Source organism: aff. Roholtiella sp. LEGE 12411 (genome assembly GCF_015206995.1).
GTDB lineage: Bacteria > Cyanobacteriota > Cyanobacteriia > Cyanobacteriales > Nostocaceae > Komarekiella.
In genome coordinates, this window is record NZ_JADEXR010000124.1 from 1 (window position 1) to 17394 (window position 17394).

14 protein-coding genes are annotated in these 17394 nt (G+C 41.4%); 8 read left to right on the forward strand and 6 right to left on the reverse strand.

Translation table 11 applies throughout. The features are described from left to right. Positions 1-138: 138 nt before the first annotated feature. The 4 genes from IQ246_RS21980 to IQ246_RS21995 all read left to right on the forward strand — a co-directional run bounded on the left by IQ246_RS21980 (position 139) and on the right by IQ246_RS21995 (position 4721). Positions 139-561, forward strand: a complete 423-nt coding sequence (locus IQ246_RS21980) for a photosystem I reaction center subunit II PsaD (protein WP_194005462.1) — start codon at positions 139-141, stop codon at positions 559-561. A 104-nt stretch (positions 562-665) separates the two neighbouring features. Next, the gene (gene trpE, locus IQ246_RS21985; protein WP_194005463.1) at positions 666-2189 is read left to right on the forward strand and encodes an anthranilate synthase component I; all 1524 of its coding nucleotides are present in this window, start codon (positions 666-668) and stop codon (positions 2187-2189) included. A 152-nt stretch (positions 2190-2341) separates the two neighbouring features. Next, positions 2342-3982: a tetratricopeptide repeat protein gene (locus IQ246_RS21990; RefSeq protein WP_194005464.1), complete on the forward strand. Its 1641-nt coding sequence runs from the start codon at positions 2342-2344 to the stop codon at positions 3980-3982. A gap of 169 nt (positions 3983-4151) precedes the next feature. Further along, on the forward strand, positions 4152-4721 hold the full coding sequence (locus tag IQ246_RS21995; RefSeq protein ID WP_194005465.1) for a Uma2 family endonuclease: 570 nt from the start codon (positions 4152-4154) through the stop codon (positions 4719-4721). Positions 4722-4724: 3 nt separating this feature from the next. Here IQ246_RS21995 and IQ246_RS30995 read toward each other — a convergent pair whose 3' ends face one another. Next, positions 4725-4850 (reverse strand): hypothetical protein, encoded by a 126-nt coding sequence (locus IQ246_RS30995; RefSeq protein ID WP_255515615.1) that lies wholly within the window; start codon positions 4848-4850, stop codon positions 4725-4727. A gap of 192 nt (positions 4851-5042) precedes the next feature. On the opposite strand from IQ246_RS30995, the gene IQ246_RS22000 reads away from it, so the two are divergent. Then, positions 5043-6872: an aspartate kinase gene (locus IQ246_RS22000; protein ID WP_194005466.1), complete on the forward strand. Its 1830-nt coding sequence runs from the start codon at positions 5043-5045 to the stop codon at positions 6870-6872. Positions 6873-6883: 11 nt separating this feature from the next. Here the strand turns inward: IQ246_RS22000 and IQ246_RS22005 are convergent, their stop codons facing one another. Beyond that, positions 6884-7783 carry a hypothetical protein gene (locus IQ246_RS22005; RefSeq protein WP_194005467.1) on the reverse strand — a complete coding sequence of 300 codons (900 nt, stop codon included), beginning with the start codon at positions 7781-7783 and terminating at the stop codon, positions 6884-6886. A 374-nt stretch (positions 7784-8157) separates the two neighbouring features. On the opposite strand from IQ246_RS22005, the gene IQ246_RS22010 reads away from it, so the two are divergent. After that, positions 8158-10212: a serine/threonine-protein kinase gene (locus IQ246_RS22010; RefSeq protein WP_194005468.1), complete on the forward strand. Its 2055-nt coding sequence runs from the start codon at positions 8158-8160 to the stop codon at positions 10210-10212. Position 10213: 1 nt separating this feature from the next. On the opposite strand, the gene IQ246_RS22015 is transcribed toward IQ246_RS22010, so the two are convergent. Both IQ246_RS22015 and IQ246_RS22020 read right to left on the reverse strand, forming a co-directional pair. Then, the gene (locus IQ246_RS22015) at positions 10214-10852 is read right to left on the reverse strand and encodes a restriction endonuclease subunit R (protein ID WP_194005469.1); all 639 of its coding nucleotides are present in this window, start codon (positions 10850-10852) and stop codon (positions 10214-10216) included. Between the two features lie 60 nt (positions 10853-10912). Beyond that, positions 10913-11053: a hypothetical protein gene (locus tag IQ246_RS22020; protein WP_194005470.1), complete on the reverse strand. Its 141-nt coding sequence runs from the start codon at positions 11051-11053 to the stop codon at positions 10913-10915. 269 nt (positions 11054-11322) lie between these two features. On the opposite strand from IQ246_RS22020, the gene smc reads away from it, so the two are divergent. Beyond that, positions 11323-14961: a chromosome segregation protein SMC gene (smc, locus tag IQ246_RS22025; protein WP_194005471.1), complete on the forward strand. Its 3639-nt coding sequence runs from the start codon at positions 11323-11325 to the stop codon at positions 14959-14961. Between the two features lie 58 nt (positions 14962-15019). Then, a complete protein-coding gene (locus IQ246_RS22030) occupies positions 15020-16006 on the forward strand; it encodes a PRC-barrel domain-containing protein (RefSeq protein WP_194005472.1) in 987 nt (328 codons plus the stop codon). 97 nt (positions 16007-16103) lie between these two features. Here the strand turns inward: IQ246_RS22030 and IQ246_RS22035 are convergent, their stop codons facing one another. Both IQ246_RS22035 and IQ246_RS22040 read right to left on the reverse strand, forming a co-directional pair. Then, the gene (locus IQ246_RS22035) at positions 16104-16685 is read right to left on the reverse strand and encodes a hypothetical protein (RefSeq protein ID WP_194005473.1); all 582 of its coding nucleotides are present in this window, start codon (positions 16683-16685) and stop codon (positions 16104-16106) included. Positions 16686-16743: 58 nt separating this feature from the next. Next, positions 16744-17385 (reverse strand): lysylphosphatidylglycerol synthase domain-containing protein, encoded by a 642-nt coding sequence (locus IQ246_RS22040; protein WP_339379171.1) that lies wholly within the window; start codon positions 17383-17385, stop codon positions 16744-16746. Positions 17386-17394 lie beyond the last annotated feature (9 nt).

Below are 17394 nucleotides of genomic sequence, written 5' to 3' on the forward strand. Positions count from 1 at the left end.
AGGCATGGGGCATTGGGGATGGGGTATTGGTTTTTAACAAATGACAGATGACTAAAAACTGTTACAGTCTATGACGCGATCGCAATATGATCCTGATGGCGGTGTTAGGATGCCCTAAAAACGTTGAGAGACAACTCTATGGCAGAAACACTCTCTGGACAAACTCCGCTATATGGTGGCAACACTGGCGGCTTGCTCACAAAAGCAAAAGAAGAAGAAAAGTACGCTATTACTTGGACTAGCCCTAAAGACCAAGTATTTGAATTGCCTACAGGTGGTGCTGCCACTATGCGAAACGGCGAAAATCTGCTGTACTTAGCTCGAAAAGAGCAATGCATCGCTTTAGGCGGTCAACTGCGGAAATTCAAAATTACTAACTACAAAATCTACCGGATTTTACCCAACGGAGAAACCACTTTCATTCACCCGGCTGATGGTGTCTTCCCCGAAAAGGTGAACGAAGGCCGCGAAAAAGTACGTTACGTAGCCCGTCGCATTGGCGAAAACCCCAGTCCAGCAAAACTTAAGTTTAGCGGCGTTTATCCTTACGACGCTCCATAACTAGCTGTTAGTAGTAATGGGTAATGGGTAATGGGTAAGGGGTAAGGGGTAAAAAACAATTACCAATTAATCTATTACCTATTGCCAATTACCATTGAGAAATTATGATTTTCCCTGATTTTTCCCAGTTTTCTAGCTTAGCCCAACAAGGCAACTTCGTCCCGGTGTATCAAGAGTGGGTAGCAGACTTAGATACGCCCGTATCTGCTTGGTATAAAGTATGTGCAGGTCAGCCCTATAGCTTTTTGTTGGAATCGGTAGAAGGCGGGGAAAAATTGGGACGTTACAGTTTATTGGGTTGCGATCCGCTGTGGATTTTAGAAGCAAGGGACAACAACACGACTCAAACACACCGCGACGGTTCCCAGGTAACTTTTGAAGGCGACCCCTTTACAGCTTTAGCCCAATGTCTGGAACCTTATCAGCCAGTCAAGTTACCGCAATTACCGCCAGGAATTGGCGGATTGTTTGGATTTTGGGGTTATGAATTGATTCGCTGGATAGAGCCGCGTGTACCAATTCATCCGCCAGACGAGAGAAATATTCCAGATGGGTTGTGGATGCAGGTAGACCACCTGTTAATTTTTGATCAGGTGAAGCGAAAAATTTGGGCGATCGCCTATGCTGATTTGCGTGACTCCATTGATTTACAGAAGGCATATCAGCAAGCGTGCGATCGCGTCACCCAAATGCTCAATAAGCTATCTCTACCCATATCGCTGCAAAATACCAAATTGGCATGGACACCCCCAGGAAGTAGGGGAGCAGAAAGAGAAACAGCAGGAACAGAGGAGTACGCCAGCAACTCTACCCGCTCTGATTTCTGTGCCAATGTTCAAAAGGCAAAAGAATACATCAAAGCAGGCGATATCTTCCAAGTCGTAATTTCTCAGCGATTATCAACGACATACACAGGCGATCCATTTGCGCTTTACCGTTCTTTGCGTCAAATTAATCCTTCGCCTTACATGGCTTACTTTCACTTTCAAGATTGGCAAATCATCGGTTCCAGTCCAGAAGTAATGGTGAAAGCAGAATTAGATCCAGATGGTGGAGTGATAGCAACAGTACGCCCGATTGCAGGGACGCGTCCACGGGGTAAAACAACCCAAGAAGATGCAGAGCTAGCTGAGGATTTACTTAAAGACCCCAAGGAAATTGCTGAACACGTCATGCTTGTTGATTTGGGGCGCAATGATCTGGGGCGTGTTTGCCAAAGCGGTAGTGTGAAAGTTGATGAATTAATGGTAGTTGAACGCTATTCCCATGTAATGCACATTGTCAGCAATGTTGTGGGTAAATTAGCACCAAACAAAACCGCATGGGATTTACTTAAAGCTTGCTTCCCAGCAGGTACAGTCAGCGGCGCACCTAAGATTCGAGCCATGGAAATCATCCACGAGTTAGAGCCTAGTCGTCGGAGTGTTTATTCTGGTGTGTATGGATATTATGATTTTGAAGGACAACTGAATAGTGCTATAGCAATTCGCACAATGCTAATGCGTAATAATACGGTAAGTGTGCAAGCTGGTGCGGGTTTAGTGGCTGATTCTGAGCCTGAGAAAGAATACGAGGAAACACTGAATAAAGCTAGAGGGCTTTTAGAAGCGATTCGTTGCTTGCGTTGAACAATTTCAACTCCTCGTTACAGGTAGACAAAGAAGGGATTTAAGAATTAGATAACAGTTTTTGGGGGAATATCGCCCAAGCTAATTTAAAGGTTTACGCCGGGTGGATATTTTTATAAAATAATCTCATCAAAAGATTCGCAGAAATATAAATGGACTGGATTACACTACTGCGATCGCTACAGTCTGATTTTATTAAAAGGTTAACAACTGGTTGTCTGCTTCATTGTGAAACAGAAGGTCAATATAGTGAATTAACTATAATCTCTGGAGAAAGGCTAAAGGCATTACGGGAATTTTGCTGGCTTATGGCTGAAAAATATAAGCGCACTTCGCCAGTCCGTGACGTTTTTATCAACAATCTCAAGGGAAAATTAGGTGAGGAAGTTGTCAAAGAACGGTTAGCCGATTTTATTACAGAAGTCGATTATGAAAAACGATTCGGCGGCGATGGCAAAATAGATTTTACTCTGACTTCTGATCCAACTATTGGTGTTGAGGTAAAATCACGTCATGGCAGTATAGATAAAATTAGATGGTCAATTAGTTCAGAAGAAGTCGAAAAAAATGCAGTTGTGGTTTGTATTTTAATTCAGGAAGAAGTGAATGAAGCACAACCAGAATATCACCTTTTTTTGGCTGGCTTTCTTCCAACCCGGATGATTAAGTTGAGAACTGGTAAAATTTCATTTGGGATAAACCAATTACTATATGGTGGTGGCTTATGGTGCTATCTTGAACAGTTACAATCTTCTGTAAATTATAATTCTTCCAAGGAGCAAGCTCCAATTTATCAATATGACTACAAGCAGGAAATATTATCTAAGCCAATTAACAATCAGTTAATCCAATCTTCCTTTCAATCTCACGGAGAAAATTTTTTACATAGTAGTGATAAAAATTTAAATTTACTTTCGGACGAGTTAGGGAATCAATACTTTGAGAAAGGAGAGTATGCTAATGCAATTACTAACTATAATCAAGCCTTGCAACTTAATAATAATGATGGGGATTTGTATTATAGACGAGGCTTAGCGCATTATCAACTAGGAGATTATGAAGCTGCGATCGCAGATTATTCTCAGGCAATACAGAGAAATTTATATGATGCCAAATCTTACAATAAACGAGGTTTAGCTTTATATCAACTGGGACAATTACAAGAAGCAATTGATGATTATACCCAGTCCATCATCATTAATCCTAATGTGGCTGTTACTTACAAAAACCGTGCCGAGGCACGTTCTCACATAGGAGATAACCAGGGAGCAATTGAAGATTATACTCAAGCTATCAAAATTAACCCTAATTATGCTGATGCTTATAAAAATCGTGGGATCTCTCGTTATTTACTAGGATATCAACCGGGATTTACTCAAGCAATCAAGATTAATCCTCAAGATGCCAATGCTTATAAAAATCGTGGTAACGCTCGTTCTGACTTAGGAGACTACGAAGGAGCAATTGAAGATTATACTCAAGCTATTAAAATTAATCCTAATTATGCCGATGCTTATTACAACCGTGCTAATGCTCGTTCTGACTTAGGGGATTACGAAGAAGCAATTAAAGATTACACTCAGGCAATTCAAATTAATCCTAATTATACTGACTCCTATTACAATCGTGGTAATATTCGTTCGGAAATGGGGGATAAACAGGGAGCAATTAAAGATTTTCAAAAAGCAGCAAATATTTATCGTAAAGAAGGCAAATTAGAAGCACTTAAAGATACACAAGAAAGAATCTTAGATTTAGAAATAGAAGAATCATTAGATATTTTAAACTTTTAAAAAACTGATGAATTCGGCAGCAAAAATCATTAATCTAACAACGGATGAAGCTTTTGCTAAAAAAAAGCTGGCTTTAGTAATTTAACCAATAAAGATGTTTAAATGGTGTTGTAAAGACGTAAAACGCTACCATAAAAATCAGCACCACTCAAGTTTTGAAGTTTCAACCATGATAGCCTCGCCCCAGCAAAACTACCTTACTCCTGAAGAGTACCTCCAAATAGAGGAACAAAACCCTGTCAAACACGAATACATCGACGGTTATATCTACGCAATGGCTGGAGCGCTGGACGCACATGTCACTATTGCTGGAAACCTGTTTACCCTCCTGCGTAATCATGTCCGCGGCTCTGGATGTCGTGTTTACATCGCTGATATGAAAGCACGAATTGAATCTCTGAATCGCTTTTACTATCCCGATATTATGGTTACTTGCGACCAACGAGATCAAGAAACGCCAGCTTATAAAAGATTTCCTCGTTTAATTGTCGAAGTTTTATCTAATTCCACTGAAGCGTTTGACCGTGGCGACAAATTCGTCGATTATCAGGTACTGGAAAGTCTCCAGGAGTATGTACTGATTAATACAAAGCGTCAACGAGTTGAATGTTTTCGACGCAATGATCAAAAGCTATGGGTTTTACAATCCTACACATCAGAACATAAAGCATTTCGACTCAGTAGCGTGGATTTTGAGGAAACAATGGCAGCACTTTACGAAGACGTAGTTTTTGAATAATTATCACGCGATTGTCGATTCATTGGTGCGTTTTATTAGTGAGCGATCGCTCACCAATTGTCTGGGTATAATTATCGTTACGCCATCATCTGGCTGATTGCGGAGTAGACTATTTTCTACTTTTGCCACTGGTAGCATTTTTACGAGAAATTAATAAAATTAGATCAGTAACCGAAAAATCGCTAACAAAATATAAATTACAGGTTTTTCGTGTCAACTGATTCTGATAAGTTAGTAAACTAAATAGCTGGTAATGCTTGCACAGCCTTTTAACCCGGCGGGGCATTGATGAAAGCAGGCACATTTGATTGAATAAAAGTTATGGCGCTCATAGTTCAAAAATACGGTGGTACATCTGTCGGTTCAGTCGAACGTATTCAAGCTGTTGCACAGCGCGTTTACAAAACTGTAAAAGCAGGAAACTCGATTGTTGTAGTGGTTTCCGCAATGGGTAAAACCACCGATGGACTTGTCAAACTAGCCAATGAAATTTCTCCAAGTCCTAACCGCCGGGAAATGGATATGCTGCTTTCTACTGGTGAGCAAGTAACCATAGCCTTAGTCAGCATGGCGTTGCAAGAACTTGGACAGCCTGCAATTTCGATGACTGGTGCTCAGGTGGGAATTGTTACCGAAGCTGAACATACTCGCGCTCGGATTTTGCATATTGAAACTGATCGCCTCAGCCGACATCTTAATGAAGGCAAAGTAGTCGTAGTAGCAGGATTTCAAGGGATATCCAGCACTGGTGAGATGGAAATTACAACTTTAGGACGTGGTGGTTCTGACACTTCAGCAGTCGCTGTAGCAGCAGCACTCGGAGCAGATTTTTGTGAAATCTATACAGATGTACCCGGTATTTTAACTACCGATCCCCGCCTAGTTCCCGAAGCCCAATTAATAGATGAAATCACCTGCAATGAAATGCTGGAGCTAGCCAGCTTGGGAGCAAAAGTACTGCATCCCCGTGCTGTAGAAATTGCCCGTAATTATGGTGTTCCTTTGGTGGTTAGATCTAGCTGGAGTGATGACCCTGGTACTTGGGTAACATCGCCCAAACCCCAAGGGCGATCGCTAGTGAATTTAGAAATTGCCCGTCCAGTAGACAATGTAGAATTTGACACAGATCAAGCGAAAGTTTCTCTGTTGCGCGTACCCGATAAACCAGGTGTAGCAGCAAGGTTATTTGGCGAAATTTCCCGGCAAAAAGTGGATGTGGATTTGATTATTCAGTCAATTCATGAAGGTAATAGTAATGACATTGCTTTTACTGTAACAACACCAATATTAAAGCGAGCAGAAGCAGTAGCAGCCGCCATTGCCCCAGCACTAAGAAGTCCATCTAACCCCAAATCTGAAGAAGCTGAAGTCATGGTAGAGCAGAATATCGCCAAAGTCAGTATTGCTGGCGCAGGGATGATTGGGCGTCCTGGCGTGGCTGCTAAGATGTTCGCTACCCTAGCAGAAGCAGGGGTGAACATTCAAATGATTTCTACCAGTGAAGTAAAAGTGAGTTGTGTAGTCGATGCAGCCGCTTGCGATCGCGCCGTCACCGCACTCCGCACAGCCTTTGAAATAGCAGCAGGGGATAAACAGACAAAAAGACAACCAGCACAAAGAGCACTCTCTCCCTTGTCTCCCCTTCCCCCCGTACGTGGCGTCGCCTTAGATATGAACCAAGCGCGTCTGGCCATTCGCCAATTGCCAGATCGTCCGGGGATTGCGGCGAAGTTGTTTGGACTATTAGCGCAGTATAATATCAGCGTTGACATGATTATTCAATCTCAGCGCTGTCGGGTGATTGATGGTATTCCTAGGCGAGATATTGCCTTCACAGTTGCCAGAATGGATGGGGAAAATACTAAAAAAATGCTCGCCCAAGTAGCCACAGAATTAGGATGGGGTGAAGTTGTTTTAGATAGTGCGATCGCTAAGGTGAGTATAGTTGGTGCAGGGATGGTAGGACAACCAGGAATTGCCGCTAAAATGTTTGAAGCGCTAGCCCAACACCAAATCAATATTCAAATGATTGCTACCTCAGAAATCAAAATTAGTTGTGTCGTGGCACAAGAGCAAGGTGTTATGGCTTTACAAGCTATTCATACTGCCTTTGGGCTAGCTGGGAGCGAAAAATTGGTCATACCAGCCTAGATAATTACGAATTATTTGGACTCCCGGCTCCTAGTTTCTTTTCTGGAATGCCATTTTTCCATCATGGTTATTATTTCCGAAATCCGGCGATCGCTACACCAAACTAAATCAAGTTTTTTAAGATGCTCGATACTAATAACACCATCTAAACCAGCGATGCGATGATATTCTGTATCTTCCATTGCTGCTAATAAATGCTGGAAAATGATAGTCTCATCGAATTCAGGATCTGTTTGAGGATCGTTGAGGATTGCCATTGCTCGTTCTTGTGACAAGCCTTCGAGAGTGCTGACAATGAATAGTGTAGGGAAGTCCGCATCCTGGAGTGCAGGATGACGCTTCACTAACCCAGCTAGCAGCACTCCTAGATAAGCAGCTGCTTGGGAATTACTCAGCACCTGTATTTGTCGGGTTGCAATTTCCGTTAAATTGGTAAAAAATGGACATTCTAAGTGCTGTTCAATGGCGGCGATTGGATCTAAAACTGGGGAGAACTGCAATTGCGACTTAAATGAGGATATGCATTCCTTGGGCACTTTCCTGAGTAAGACTTGCTGGGCGCGATCGCTGATAATTATTTCGCCATCTAACCCAAAGCTGAAGTCTTTGCCCGGTTCTAAGCCTTCATCCACTAAGATTTTAAAAATGTTACTTTGGGCTTTTTCCTGCATCTGTGAATATTGGAATTGTCCAAAAAACATTTGACAAAACCAACTGTGGCTATCTGAATCACATTCGAGCATTACTTCGTTAACAATCAAATCAGTTAACTTTTCTACTCCTAGAATCGTTTCCCATCGTGCAATTGAGCTATTAATAGCAGTTATGTCGCGGCGACTCAATGCCTTGAGTAACTGGCGCTTTGCAGTAACTGCCTGATCTTTGTTTTCTCCAAATCCGTTGAGTTTCAATTTTTTATATGGGGTTCTGGATAGTTCAAATTGCCCCTTTTGTACCTCATTCTGGGATCAAGCGTCATGAGTGAGATTGCTGAAGAATATAAATAAAATGATATGCATATTTAACCCTTCATAGGCTCACCTCTTATTTGCCGCACATAAGTTTACCAAAACTGATAAAATTGTATTGATTGAGCATTTTATATTTCTCCCATAGAGAAAAATAATTACATAAAAATATGTATAATTTTGCTAATTATTAATATTTGTATTTTTATGTAATAATCTGAGTTTTTTAATAATTATTAGGACTGTATTTAATAACACTCGTTGATCTTACCTAAGCTATAATCCAATCATTCAAAGATAAGACTATATTTATATTGATGAATAGTCATCTCCTGGACGGACGTTACCGAATACTGACAGTTCTGAATACGGGGGAAGTAGCGCAAACCTATCTAGTTGAAGATACAAGCCTTCCCAACAGCCAACTTGTAGTGAAGCAACTACGTCCTCCAAGTAATAATTCTCAAACTTTAAAAGTTCTGCGCTCTTTGTTTGCAAATAAAGCAAAAATTTTAGAAAAACTCGGACAGGAACACGACCAAATCCAGAAGCTAGTTACTTATTTTGAAGAAAAGGAAGAATTCTATATTGTCCAAGAATACATACCTGGTAATCCTTTAACTGAAGAAGTTTTACAAGGTAAACCTCTGAAGGAAGACCAATTAATTAGTCTTTTATCAGAGATATTAGAAATTTTAGTATTTGTGCATGTTCATGGGGTAATTCACCGGGACATTAAACCGGCAAATATTATTCGTAGACACTCAGATAACAAGTTAGTTTTAGTTGACTTTGGTGTGATCAAAGAAGTTATCACTACTACTGTTGGAAAATCTGAATATCTACCTGATGAACAAATTCATGGAACCCCAAAATATAATAGTGATATATACGCTTTAGGTATAGTTGCGATCGCCGCAATTCTGGGTTTACAAGCAAACGATATATCTAAATTAAAAAGCCAAAAAAATCGGCTAACATCTGAAATTCTCTGGCATAACCAAACTACAGAAGTTAGTAGAAAACTAGCAAAAATTCTTAATAAGATGGTGCGCTTTAACTATCGTAAGCGTTACCAGTATGCAACCGAAGTTTTAGAAGACTTAAAACAGCTAAAAAATAATCAACATGATCAACAAGAACAGCATCAGAAAAACCTCTGGTTAATTGTGTCATGTATAGCTGGTTGCATTACACTTGGTGTCTGGGCTTGGTTTTTGCAGTCGCCAAAACTTGTAAGTAATGCTCAAAAACTATACCAGCAAGGAGTAAGCAAATATGAAGTAGGAAAGTTTCAAGAAGCAGTTGAATATTTTACTGAAGCAATTGAATTAGATTCGCAAAATGCGCTGGCTTACAATAGGCGAGGTGATACTTTTTATCGTCTAGGAGATTATCAAAAAGCGCAAGCAGACTCTAGCAAAGCAATCTTGCTCAACCCTCAAGATGCTAATGCTTATTATGATAGAGGATTTTGTTTTTATCAATTAGGTAAGTATCAAGAAGCGCTAGCTGACTATAACCAGGCAATAAAACTTGATGCTAAAAACCCATTTTTTTATTATGGGCGTGGTATTACCCGAATAAAACTAAAAGATAATAAAGGAGCAATTGGAGATTTTAGCAAAGCGATCGCTATCAAACCTGATTATACCGAAGCTTACTTGGAGCGCGGTATTCTTCGTCGTCGTCTCCAACTTAAACAAGCAGCAATTAATGATTTCGATGCAGTGATTGGAATTAATCCTAGTGATGCTAAAGCCTATTATCAGCGGGGTTTAACTCAAGCTGCTAATCAACAAAAAGATGGTGCAATTAAGGATTACACCAACGCAATTAGTATCAATCCCAAATATATAGAAGCTTATCTGAATCGTGGCGATATTTATAGTGACCAAGGAAAACAGCTAGAAGCTACTGAAGATTACAACAAAGTTTTGCAGATTGATCCTAAATTAACAGCAGCTTACATCCATAGAGGTCTTCACCGCTTTTCTTTTGGAAATTATAAAGGAGCAATTGAAGATTACAACCAAGCTCTTGAGCTAAATTCTCAAGACGCCGCAGCTTACAATAACCGTGGTAACGCCTATCTTGAAATGGGGAATAAGAAAGCAGCTAAGGAAGATTATTCCCAGGCGATCGCTATTAATGCTAACTATGGTTTGGCGTACTACAATCGGGGGATAGTTCGCGCTAAAATGAAACAGAAAAAGGGTGCGATCGCAGATTTTCAGAAAGCCGCCAAACTGTTTCAAAACCAAGGAGAAAAAGATAGTTATAAAGATGCACAGAAAGAACTTGCAATTTTACAAAATTCAGTACCAGTCAATAACTCTCGTGCTATATCTGGGAAGAGATCAAAAAATTAACCTATAACTTGCAAATTGATTTGAATACTTGCAACAACTCCATTGAAGATTCAGATCGAGTTATATCTAGTTTTGGCAATAATTGGTAAATTGGAGGATTTCCTTGCTGGATATACACAAACTGGTAATCCATTCCGTTAGTAGTCACACCCCAAACTGATGTTTGATTTTCTAAACTTTTATACGTATATGTAAGCAATTGTGGCAAACCATCTGAAGCATTGATGCTGCTATTTTTAGCTTCAATTACCAGTATCCAAAAGGGTGTAGTTATTTTTTTACCTTGAGTTTTATTAACAGCCAAAATATCCATCCGTCCTTTGATGTTTGTATCTTCATCTTCGACGGAAATATCAGCAATATTTTCTTTTAAGGTAATTTTAATACTGGAATCATAAAATCCAGCTAACTTCATTAATGGTGCAAGAAAGAGGAATTTTATTTGCCCTTCAGAAATTTTACCTGCTGTGTAATAACTGCGATATAAATTGCGAATTTGTAAGAGTTCCTGCCGCTCCAATTCCGTGATGGATTCTAGAGATAATAATGATGTGAATGAGTTATTCAATTCCTCCTCAAATTTCAAAAGCTGTTGAACATCTTCTAAACTTATATTCCTTGCATCTAAAGTAATGGTCATTAATTTACTCCTTGTATAATAATAATTATGTAGGGCTAGTATTTGATTTGGGAAAAAAATTCAGTACATCTTTATTACTTCTTCTCCATGCCCCATTCCCCATTGCCTCTTCGCCCCTAATCCCCAAAGGGGGCCCCAAGTTCCCCAGAGGGGGCCCCACCTTCTCCATTCGGTGTCTCTACGAGTCAGTTCACGAATCAAATATGATTCCTATATATGATAAGTATTATTACTCTTGAACCAGTGGTAAGTGAAGAATTTGGTTTTGATATTCATTATTAACGATGCCTGCTGAACTCTTTTCAACTCCTCTTTGCATCCTTGGCACGTTAGTCGCCTCAACGGAGGGAACTGCCGCACGGCGCTGGCTCGACTTAGCAGTTAATTAATCCTGAATTCCCATCTACCCTCTTGCGAATCTGTAATTAATTGATAGACTTGTTCTTCATTAGCCGAGTTAACCAGCGCCTATGGTTCATATCAAGCGCGTGGAACTTACCAACTTCAAATCCTTCGGCGGTACTACTTCTGTCCCTTTGCTGCCGGGGTGTACTGTCATATCTGGGCCAAATGGTTCGGGTAAATCTAATATTCTCGATGCACTGCTGTTTTGTCTAGGACTCTCTAGTTCTAAGGGAATGCGAGCCGATCGCCTGCCAGATTTGGTAAATAATACCCAAACGTCTAAGGGGCGGGCTTCTATTGAGGCTAGCGTTACAGTGACGTTTGATTTGTCGGATGAGGATTTATCACGCAAAGGCGCAAAGGCGCAAAGTGAAGAAGGGACAGAAGAAGTAGATGAAGATGGGGAGAATTCCCAACACCCAATGCCCAATGCCCAGTCCCCAAGTGAATGGAGTGTAACTAGAAGGCTGCGAGTCACTCACCAAGGGACTTACACGTCGAATTACTATATCAACGGTGTCGGCTGTACGCTGACGGAGTTACATGAGGAATTAAGTAATTTGCGGGTTTATCCCGAAGGTTATAACGTCGTACTGCAAGGGGATGTTACTAGCATTATCTCGATGAATGCTAAAGAACGACGGGAAATCATTGATGAATTGGCTGGTGTGGCGGCGTTCGATCGCAAGATTCACCAAGCTAAAGCAACTTTGGATGAGGTGAAGGAGAAAGAAGATAGCTGTCGGATTATTGAGACAGAATTAACTGTACAGCGCGATCGCCTCTCCCAAGATCGTGCTAAAGCAGAAAAATATCAAAAACTTCGTACCGAATTTATCCAGAAACAATCTTGGGAAGCAATTTTATCATGGCGTTCTCTGCAAGCACAACAAGAAAAGTTAGTTACCCAACTTCAAAGTGGCGATCGCAATTATGGTGAACTCACTACCCAACTCACAACCCTAAATTCCGAAATTGCTCAAAAAACTGTTGAACTCGAACAACTCAATGCTCATGTCAAAGCATTGGGAGAAGATGAACTTTTGGCGGTGCAATCTACCCTAGCCACCCAAGAGGCGGAACGCAAACAACTCCAACGTCAGCAAACGGAATTAGAAACAGCTTTTCAAGAAACCGCCAAGCGGCTGGTTCAACAAACGCAAGAAATTCAACAACATCAAAATTCTCTTGAACAAGCCGCACAACAACAAATTGTAGAGACATTACATGTAACATCTCTACAGCAGCAAAGGGATGAGGCGCAACAAGCGCTACAAAATTCCCGCGAAGCAGCAGCGGAAATTGCCTCGGCTTCGGAAGCTTGGGTACAGCAACAGACGGCATTAAACCGTCAAATTGAAACTTTGCTGCAAACTTTGGAACCGCAACGTACACAGCAAGCACAACTCAGGGAACGCAATAACCAATTACAGCAGCTTATCCAAGAGCAAACTCAGCTAATTGAACGCGACGAACCCCAATTAGCAGAAAAACAAGCTGAGTGCAGTCGAGTTGAAACAGAATTTAACGCTTGCGGTGAACCCATCCAAAATTTAGCCCAAAATCTTGCAGCCACAGAACAAGAATTGCAAATCCAACAGGAAACCCAAAAGCGGCTCTTGCAAGAGCAACGAGAAAAACAACGGCAGTTGGATAAAATAGAGGCGCAAGCGCAAGCACAGCAAGAAGTACAAGGAACCCAAGCTAGCAAAGTAATTTTGCAATCGGGAATGCCTGGACTTTGTGGCTTAGTTGTGCAGTTAGGACGGGTGGAACCCCGTTATCAGCTAGCTTTGGAAATGGCTGGTGGTGGACGCTTAGGACATATTGTGGTAGAAGATGATGGTATTGCCGCAGTGGGTATTGAACTGCTCAAACAAAAGCGTGCTGGCAGAGCAACTTTCTTACCGCTGAATAAAATTCATGCTCAGAAATTTACTCAAGATGCAACGCTACGTTTTGCCAACGGTTTTGTTAACTATGCTGTTAACTTAATTGATTGCGATCGCCGCTATAAAGATGTATTCAGCTATGTTTTTGGCAACACGGTGGTATTCGCTAGCCTTGAGGCGGCGCGGAAAAACTTAGGACTTTATCGCATCGTCACCTTAGATGGGGAATTGTTGGAAACTAGCGGCGCAATGACTGGTGGTAGCAATACCCAACGTTCGTCATTGCGGTTTGGTAATGCAGAAGCAGCGGAATCTGATGAAGCAATTGCTTTGAGAAATCGTTTGGTAGACATTGAGCGAATTTTAGAGCGTTGTACTGAGGCGATCGCTACTTTGTCAGCCAAGACTAAACGACTAACGCAGGAGGTTACAGAAGCACGCCAGGCGCGGCGAGAACAGCAGTTGCAATTGGAGCAGTTGCAGAAAGATATTAAGAGTTTGACGACGCAATTAGCAGGGACGCGATCGCAACTCGCGCAAAACAGCGAAAAATTCGCGGCTGCTCAATCTCGCTTGGAAATTTTGGATCGGGAATTACCAGGACAAGAAGGACAGTTGCAGCAATTACGACAGGTGTTAGCAGAGTTGGAAGCGTCGCAAACTCCCAGTGAATGGCAACAAATTCAGGCAACTATTAAAGTACAAGAGCAACAATTACAACAACAAGAGGCAGCATTAAGGGAAGCTGAGCAAAGATTAAAAAATTTGGAAAATCAGCAGCAGCGGCTGCAAGAGAGAATCGAAGAAGCCGAACAACGAATTACCCAATATGATCACCAGCAAGAAACGCAACAAAATCAAATAACAACACTCAGCACTTCATTCTCAGCACTCAGCACTCTAATCGCTGAAACACGCGCCACGCTGAGCCTTATGGAACAAAATTTAGGACAAGAGAAACAAAAACGCGACGCCACAGAACAACAAGTGCGATCGCATCTTTTGCGTCAACAACAATTGGAATGGGAACTGGAAAAACTCCAAGAAACCCAACACAAGCGCCGGGAAGAACTCGTTGCTTTGCAAAGCCAGTTACGGGATGTCGCAGCAGAATTACCCAATCCTTTGCCGGAAGTTCCAGATAAAGTAGATTTGGAAGAATTGCAAAAAGAATTGCGATCGCTTGCTAAACGCTTGCAGGCAATGGAACCCGTAAATATGCTGGCTTTGGAAGAATACGAACGCACCCAAAACCGTCTCCAGGAACTTACGCAAAAATTGCAGACATTAGAAGGAGAAAGGACTGAGCTACTTTTGCGAATTGAAAACTTTACTACATTGCGCCAACGCGCCTTTAAAGAAGCTTTCGATGCTGTCAATGAAAACTTTCAATCAATTTTTGCTACCCTTTCGGATGGTGACGGCTATTTGCAACTCGAAGATCCCGAAGATCCGTTTAGCAGCGGCTTGAATTTAGTCGCACACCCCAAAGGTAAACCTGTACAGCGCCTAGCTTCCATGTCTGGGGGAGAAAAATCGCTCACAGCCTTGAGCTTTATCTTTGCCCTCCAACGCTACCGTCCATCGCCGTTTTACGCCTTTGACGAGGTTGATATGTTTCTGGATGGAGCAAACGTAGAACGATTAGCTAGAATGATTAAACAACAGGCACAACAGGCACAATTTATAGTTGTGAGTTTGCGTCGTCCGATGATAGAATCAGCCGAACGCACAATAGGCGTTACTCAAGCACGAGGAGCTTACACTCAAGTTTTAGGGATTAAGTTACAATCCTCTAATACATCTGCTTGAGTTTTTGTTAATAATAGTGTATAGATAAACCGGATTCGAGATCAGGACTCGGTATAGAATGACCTCTGAACAGATAATTAGGCGTTCCGACATATTGAATACCCAGGTGATTACCCGCGACAACGGCAAGCGGCTAGGCATCGTGAGTCAAGTCTGGGTTGATATTGATCAAAGAGAGGTTGTGGCTCTTGGTTTGCGAGACAGCCTGATCTCTATTTCGGGCATACCGCGCTATATGTACCTCAACAACATCAGCCAGATTGGTGATGTCATCCTGGTTGATAACGAGGATGTACTTGAAGACATTGAGATTGAAATTTACGGCGATCTGATTAACTGGGAAGTAATTACAGAAACAGGTGAAGTATTAGGCAAGGTACGGGGCTTCAAGTTTAATGGGGAAACTGGTAAGATTTATTCTATAGTGATTGCTTCTTTTGGGCTGCCACAAATTCCCGACCAAGTGCTGAGTACCTACGAGTTCTCAGTGGACGAAATCGTTAGCACTGGGCCCAAAAGGCTGATAGTCTTTGAGGGAGCCGAAGAACGGGTAAACCAATTGACAGTCGGTTTTCTGGAGCGTCTAGGTCTTGGCAAACCCCCGTGGGAGCGCGATGCAGAAGAAGAATACGGTTATACTACTCCTCGCGCAGTTTCACCAGCTAATCAATTACCCAGCGGAGTGCCATTACAGTCACCTAGACCGAAAGTTCGTGCCCCCGAACCCATAGCGCGGGAAGAAGAATGGAATGAAGACTATGTAGAAGAAGAAATACCGCAGCGTCAGGTAATGAAGGCGCGACAGTACGAATCTATTCAATACGAAGAAGATGAGGAAGAAGATAATTGGAGTGAGGCAACGGGCAGAGATAAGTATCAACAATTACCAAGATATGAATCTAAACCCAGCAAGCCATACACCGACGATTACGACAATTATGATGATGTAGAGGGCGATGCTTGGGAAGATGCGCCAAAGCCAGTGAATATTCCCAAGAAAGTCAGGGAAAGACAGCCGGAATACGAAGAAGAAGGTGGATATTAACTAATTCGTAATTCGTAATTAAACTTGAAGTATTACGAATTATTTTGAGATTACTCCAGCCCTTTCCTTATAAGTAAGGAAAGGGCTAATTTTTTAGCTAAGGGTTGATTGCAGAATTAGCCATTTTTACTAAAGAAGTGCGATCGCCTGCCTTTAGCCCAATAGTATATTGCACACCCTTTTGTCGCCAAGTCAAGGTAGCATCTGAGCAATTAGCACCACAACTAAAATCTACAAAATAGCCACTAATACCTTTAGCTAAGGATAAAGGTTTACCACTGAGGCGCGGCGTTTTGCGGGTTACTGCTTCAGCAGCAACAATACCCAGACGACAGGCATTACCACCATTACAGTCAGGACTAAAACCTAGTAAAATTTCATATTTATTGGCGGTAACAGTTTCTATGATGGCGTAAACTGGGTTATCTCCATCCGACTCAGGAATAAATTTCGGCAGTAAAATCCGAATCTGACTTTTTTGCTTTAATTTGGGCAGAATAGACCGAAAAACTTTGTGTGGCTGAGAATTGACTGTGCTAGCCCCATGTAATGTTATTAGATGAGAGTAATGGTTAACAATGCCTTGGTTTTCTATGGCAACTGAATCCTCAAAGCTATTGGCACTAATTAACAAAACTAGAGCACAAACGGCACTGATATTTTTTAAACCTAAAATCATCTTTTCAAACCTATTTTACCTGCAATACTTACTTGTAATACCCAATTTAAGGATCACATTACATTTTTTTAGTGATTTTTCGCATACCATATCTAATTTCATAAAATCCCAGCAAACCTACTGCTAGCAGCAAAGGTAGAAAGTAGTAGACTCCCCGATAAGCAAGCATTGAACCCAAAATTGCCGCAGCCGAAACTTTAGAAGAGAGAATCAGCAAAATAACAGTTTCAAAAACACCTAACCCACCAGGAACGTTACTAACAACACCTGCAAACATGGCTAGTAAGTAAATTCCTAAAAAATCTAGATAAGACAAAGGTGTATTAGTAGGAAGCAAGGTATAAAGAACCGCCGCCGCAAAAATCCAGTCAAGGCTAGAAACTGCTATTTGAGCAAGAGATATCTTAAAAGAAGGGAATAGAAATCTTTGCCCACGAATTAGTAACGGTTGTTTAAGAAAAATACTTCCTAATAAATAGGTAATAACTAATAACAGAAAAATCACGCCGATGGGACGCGCAGTGGCAAAAGGCAAATGTAGTTGAGTGGGAAATTGGAGAGGATTAGTAATAAATAAGAAACTAAACCTCATCCATCTTGAGAACTGGAGTTTTGCCAGAAGAAATATTACTCTGAAGAAGTAGGTGTAGTAGAGAACAAAACGAGGATGCTTAAAGTAGAGTGCGCTCGTTGGAATCAAAGTAGCTCA